The organism is Tardiphaga sp., assembly GCF_028290785.1.
Lineage (GTDB): Bacteria > Pseudomonadota > Alphaproteobacteria > Rhizobiales > Xanthobacteraceae > Tardiphaga.
In genome coordinates, this window is the sequence record NZ_JAQGJD010000053.1 from 1 (window position 1) to 5,109 (window position 5,109).

6 protein-coding genes are annotated in these 5,109 nt (G+C 65.6%); 5 read left to right on the forward strand and 1 reads right to left on the reverse strand.

Features of this window, described 5'->3' with window-relative positions; translation table 11 throughout:
- Window positions 1–250: 250 nt before the first annotated feature.
- Entirely contained in the window at window positions 251–1,585 is a 1,335-nt protein-coding gene (locus JWR89_RS02950; protein ID WP_299711631.1) for a dihydroorotase, read from the reverse strand.
- Between the two features lie 138 nt (window positions 1,586–1,723).
- Here JWR89_RS02950 and JWR89_RS02955 point away from each other — a divergent pair, with 138 nt between their 5' ends.
- The 5 genes from JWR89_RS02955 to JWR89_RS02975 form a co-directional block, all read left to right on the forward strand.
- Window positions 1,724–2,608 (forward strand): folate-binding protein, encoded by an 885-nt coding sequence (locus JWR89_RS02955; RefSeq protein WP_299711634.1) that lies wholly within the window; start codon window positions 1,724–1,726, stop codon window positions 2,606–2,608.
- Window positions 2,605–3,276: a DNA-3-methyladenine glycosylase I gene (locus tag JWR89_RS02960; RefSeq protein WP_299711636.1), complete on the forward strand. Its 672-nt coding sequence runs from the start codon at window positions 2,605–2,607 to the stop codon at window positions 3,274–3,276. The genes JWR89_RS02955 and JWR89_RS02960 overlap by 4 nt, the downstream gene beginning before the upstream one ends.
- Complete coding sequence (locus JWR89_RS02965; RefSeq protein ID WP_299711639.1) at window positions 3,276–3,890, forward strand: HD family hydrolase; 615 nt, start codon at window positions 3,276–3,278, stop codon at window positions 3,888–3,890. Before JWR89_RS02960 ends, JWR89_RS02965 begins: the two co-directional genes overlap by 1 nt.
- A 262-nt stretch (window positions 3,891–4,152) precedes the next feature.
- The gene (locus tag JWR89_RS02970) at window positions 4,153–4,659 is read left to right on the forward strand and encodes a protein-tyrosine phosphatase family protein (RefSeq protein ID WP_299711641.1); all 507 of its coding nucleotides are present in this window, start codon (window positions 4,153–4,155) and stop codon (window positions 4,657–4,659) included.
- 259 nt (window positions 4,660–4,918) lie between these two features.
- Window positions 4,919–5,109 (forward strand): hypothetical protein (locus JWR89_RS02975; RefSeq protein ID WP_299711644.1); only part of this gene is annotated, 191 nt, incomplete at its 3' end.

The following is a 5,109-nucleotide window of genomic DNA, read 5'->3' on the forward strand; positions in this document are numbered from 1 at the left end:
GGTTTGGGTGGTGCAGAAGCGGGCGGGTGCCAGGCCGGCTCACGGTCTTCGCGACCAGGGACCCAACGGCATACCGCCCGCAGCCCATCATGACAGATCAAAACTACACAGGGACCCATAGCCTCCGCGCCTGCGGCCAATCCGGGGCCGCTCCCACGTTACCAACGACGACAGCGGCTATGGATCCCGGCTCGCGCTCGCTTCGCTCGCTTGGCCGGGACGACATTCTCGGCAATCGCGTTAGAATTGCTTACCCCCGCAGCGTCTCCAGAAACCGCACCGTCTCGCCCTGCGCCGGTGTCACGAGCTCGCCCTGCCACATCACTTTTCGCCCGCGCACGAAGGTGCCGACCGGCCAGCCCTTCACCTTCACCCCGTCATACGGCGTCCAGCCGGCCTTCGAAGCCACCCAATCGTTGGTGATGGTCTCGGAACGCTTCATGTCGACTACCGTGAAGTCGGCATCATAGCCCGCCGCGATGCGGCCCTTGGTGGCGATGTTGTAGAGCCGCGCCGGGCCGGCGCTGGACAGATCGACGAAGCGCGCAAGCGACAGCCGCCCGGCATTCACATGATCCAGCATGATCGGCACCAGGGTCTGCACCCCGGTCATGCCCGACGGCGACGCCGGATAGATCTTGTCCTTCTCGTCCCGCGTATGCGGCGCATGGTCGGAGCCGAGCACGTCGATGACGCCCTGTTCGATGCCGCGCCAGATGCCGTCGCGATGGCTCATGTCACGCACTGGCGGGTTCATCTGCGCCAGCGTGCCGAGCCGCTCGTAGCATTCCGGCGCCACCAGCGTCAGGTGATGCGGCGTCGCCTCGCAGGACGCGACGTCCTTGTGATCGCGCAAGAAGTCGATCTCTTCCTTGGTCGAGATATGCAGCACATGGATGCGCTTGCCGGTCTCGTGCGCCAGCTTGACCAGCCGCTGCGTCGCCTGCAGCGCCGCGGTCTCGTCGCGCCACACCGGATGCGAGCGCGGATCGCCCTCGATGCGCAGGTGCTTGCGTTCATTCAACCGGTACTCGTCCTCGGCATGAAATGCGGCGCGGCGCTGGATCACCTGAAAGATGCGGCGCAGGCTTTCGTCGTCCTCCACCAGCAGCGCGCCGGTGCTCGAGCCGATGAACACCTTGACGCCGGCGCAACCCGGCGCCCGCTCGAGCTCCGGCAGCTCCGCGACATTGTCGCGGGTGCCGCCGATGAAGAACGCAAAGTCGCAATGCATGCGGTGATGGCCGAGCTTCACCTTGGCGGTGAACGTCGCCTCGTCGATGGTCAGCGGATTGGTGTTCGGCATCTCGAACACCGCGGTGACGCCGCCCATCACGGCGCTGCGCGATCCGGTCTCGAGGTCTTCCTTCTGCGTCAGCCCCGGCTCGCGAAAATGCACCTGGGTGTCGATCACCCCCGGCAGGATGTGCAGCCCCTTGCAGTCGATCGTCTCGCCAGCCGAGGCCGATCCCAGCGACCCGATCGCGGCGATTCGGCCGCGGGATATGCCGATGTCACGCACGCCTTCGCCGTCCTGGTTGACGACGGTGCCGGATGTGAGAATCGTATCGAAGGTCTGGGTCATGGATCTCGTTCTGCTTTGACCGCCCGCCTGAATCGGCCGCGGGCCTTGTTGTCCGCACCTTAGCGGCTTAGCTTTGGCTGTGATATCCAGCACCGGCAGCCGCCACGAATTTCCGGGCCAATTATCGAGAATTCCCCCATGAAAGCAGCGTTTCTCCCGGACCGGGGCGTAATCAAACTGTCAGGCGACGACGCGCGCGGTTTTCTCAACAACCTGGTGACGTCCGAGATCGAAGTGGTCACGCCGGGCACCGCGCGGTTCGGCGCGCTGCTGACGCCGCAGGGCAAGATCGTGGCGGATTTTCTGGTCACCGAGGCCCCCGCCGGCCACGGCGGCGGGCTGCTGATCGACCTGCCGCGCGAACTCGCGCAGCCGCTCGCCACCAAGCTCGGCTTCTACAAGTTGCGCGCCAAGGTGGTGGTGGAGAACCTCACCGATTCGCTGGGGGTGCTGGCGGTGTGGGACGGCGAACCCGGATTGAAGCCCGACCTCACTTACGCCGACCCACGCAACGCCGAACTCGGGCTTCGCATTTTGATTCCCGCGGAGCTGGCCGGAAAAACCGCCGCGCTGATCGGCGCCGAGCTGGTCGATCAAGCCGACTACGAGGCGCATCGCATTGCCGTCGGCGTGCCGCGCGGCGGCATCGACTTCGCCTATGGCGACGCGTTTCCGCATGAGAGCAACATGGACCGCCTCAAGGGCGTCGATTTCGACAAGGGCTGCTATGTCGGCCAGGAGGTGGTGTCGCGCATGCAGCATCGCGGCACCGCGCGAACCCGCATCGTCGGCGTCGTCCTCGACGGCGTGGCGCCGGCGCCCGGCATCGAGATCCGCGCCGCCGACAAGCCGATCGGCACCATGGGGTCGTCCGCTGACGGCCGAGGACTCGCTTTGATCCGCACCGACCGCGCCACCGACGCGCTCGACGCCGGGGCGCCGTTCCTCGCCGGCGACGCGCCGATCCATTTTGCCGACCCCGACGCCGTGCGCGGCTTCGCGCCGAAGAAGACGATTGCATGAGCAAGCCTGCTCTGTTGCATGCCGACGGCAAGAAACGCTGCCCGTGGCCCGGCGAAGATCCGTTCTATGTCGCCTATCACGACACCGAATGGGGCGTGCCGGAATATGACGACCGCGCTTTGTACGAGAAGCTGATCCTCGACGGCTTTCAGGCCGGACTGTCCTGGATCACCATTTTGCGCAAGCGCGACAATTTTCGCGCCGCGTTCGACGATTTCCAGCCGGAGAAGATCGCGCGCTACAACGAGAAGAAGGTGCACGCGCTGATGCAGGACGCCGGCATCGTGCGCAACCGCGCCAAGATCGAAGGCGCCATCAACAGCGCCAAGGGCTATTTGAAGATCATGGAAGAAGGCGCCGGCTTCTCGAAATTCCTGTGGGACTTCGTCGATGGCCGGCCGATCGTCAACAAGTTCAAGACCACCGGCCACGTGCCGCCCTCGACGCCGCTGTCGGCGACGATTTCCAAGGAGTTGTTGGCGCGCGGTTTCAAGTTCGTCGGCCCCACCATCGTCTACGCCTTCATGGAAGCCACCGGCATGGTCAACGACCATCTTGTCAGTTGCTACTGCCATGAGCGCTGCATCGGCCAGCAGCGCGCGCCGAGACTGAAAGCGACAAGCCTTAAAGCGCCGGCGCTTAAAGTGCCAAAGCCCAAAGTGAAGTAATGGCCAAATCCAAGTTCTCTTCCGATGTCGCAACGCGAGCCTGGCAGCGCATGCTGTCCGGCCGAAGGCTCGACCTGCTCGATCCCTCGCCGCTCGACGTCGAAGTCGCCGACATCGCCCACGGCCTCGCCCGCGTCGCGCGCTGGAACGGCCAGACCCATGGTCCCAACATCTTCTCGGTGGCGCAGCACACGCTCCTCGTCGAAGCCGTGCTGCGCGAGCAGGTGCCATCGGCCGATCATTCGGTGCGGCTGGCCGCGTTGCTGCACGACGCGCCGGAATACGTCATCGGCGACATGATCTCGCCGTTCAAGGCGGTGATCGGCGGCGCCTACAAGGTGGTCGAGCATCGCCTGCTCGCCGCCATCCACATCCGCTTCGGCCTGCCGCCGGTGCTCACCGATGCGATCACCAAGCAGATCAAGGCCGCCGACATGGGCGCGGCCTATCTCGAGGCGACGCGGCTCGCCGGCTTCAAGGAAGCCGAAGCGAAGCGATTGTTCGGCAAGGACCCGGGATTATCGCCGGAAGCCGAAGCGGATTTCCTGACGCCGTGGTCCGCGGGGAAAGCGGAGAAGCGGTTTCTGGCGCGGTTCGAGGCGGTGGTTTCGTAACACGCGGCGCGTTCTTTCCCTCCCCCGCGAAGCGTGGGGAGGGTGGCCGGCCGAAGGCCGGCCGGGTGGGGGTGGTGCGGCAAGCTCCGTCGCTTCCGACCGCCCCCACCCGTCACGTTTGTTCGCTTCGCTCTCAAACGCGCGACCCTCCCCACTGCGCGCCGCTTGGCGGAGGGAAAAGAGCAGCGCCGCTATCGCTTCATGTCACACACTTCCAGCGCGGAAAGCCCCGGCCTATAATCCCCTCAACCTAGGACCTCTCATGATCCACGTCTGCTCGCTCGCCGATCTGCATGCCACCGTGAAGGACACCGGCGCCAGCCATGTGCTGACTGTCATGGCCAATGTCGCGCAGGTGCAGCGGCCGGCGTCGGTTCTCGAGGCCAACCATCTGCGGGTGCAGATGGACGACATCACCGAGCATACCGAAGGTTTTGTCGCGCCCAACGCGGCGCATGTCGCGCAGGTGCTGGACTTCATCCGCGGCTGGGACCGCGCCGCGCCGCTGGTGGTGCATTGCTATGCCGGCATCAGCCGCTCCACCGCTAGCGCCTTTGCCGCCGCCTGCATGCTGAACCCCGGCCGCGACGAGCGCGACATCGCGCAAAAAATCCGCGCGGCCTCGCCGATCGCCCAGCCGAACCGGCTGCTGGTGACGCTGGCCGACCGGGCGCTGGGCCGCGACGGCCGCATGGTGCGGGCGCTGGACGAGATGGGCCCCGGCAGCATGACGGTGATCGGGCGGCCGTTCCGGATCGATATCGAGTGAGTCCGGGTTGAAAGTTGCCCGCGCGGGTTGAACTTAAATGTTCCAGGCGCGCACATAGACGGGGCTGTTGCGCGATGAAGCTTCTTTCTTTCCTCTCCCCTGCGCGAAGCGAAGCTTCGCTAGGTGGGAGAGGGTGGCCGCGCGACAGCGCGGTCGGGTGAGGGGTAGCCGCGAAAACAATACCCCTCATCCGTCGCCGACTTCGTCGGCGCCACCTTCTCCCACAAGGGGAGAAGGAAGAAAAAGACAAGGTCCCGCGATGTTCGACGATTTCGGTTTTGTGACGACGCTGATCGCCATCGTCGCCTTCCTGTTCGCGCGCAAGGCGCGCAACGAGGTGAAGGTGCTGGGCGCAAGGCTCAATGCCTTTGAGGCTGCCGCCGCAGCGCCCGCGACGGTGACCGCCGCGGCACCGCTGCCGCGCGCGACCGACGCGCCGGACATCGCCGC

Excerpts from the sequence above, each read along its gene's own strand:
- JWR89_RS02950 (WP_299711631.1), bottom strand. The coding sequence starts at position 1,585 with ATGACCCAGACCTTCGATACGATTCTCACATCCGGCACCGTCGTCAAC.
- JWR89_RS02955 (WP_299711634.1), top strand. The coding sequence starts at position 1,724 with ATGAAAGCAGCGTTTCTCCCGGACCGGGGCGTAATCAAACTGTCAGGC.
- JWR89_RS02960 (WP_299711636.1), top strand. The coding sequence starts at position 2,605 with ATGAGCAAGCCTGCTCTGTTGCATGCCGACGGCAAGAAACGCTGCCCG.
- JWR89_RS02965 (WP_299711639.1), top strand. The coding sequence starts at position 3,276 with ATGGCCAAATCCAAGTTCTCTTCCGATGTCGCAACGCGAGCCTGGCAG.
- JWR89_RS02970 (WP_299711641.1), top strand. The coding sequence starts at position 4,153 with ATGATCCACGTCTGCTCGCTCGCCGATCTGCATGCCACCGTGAAGGAC.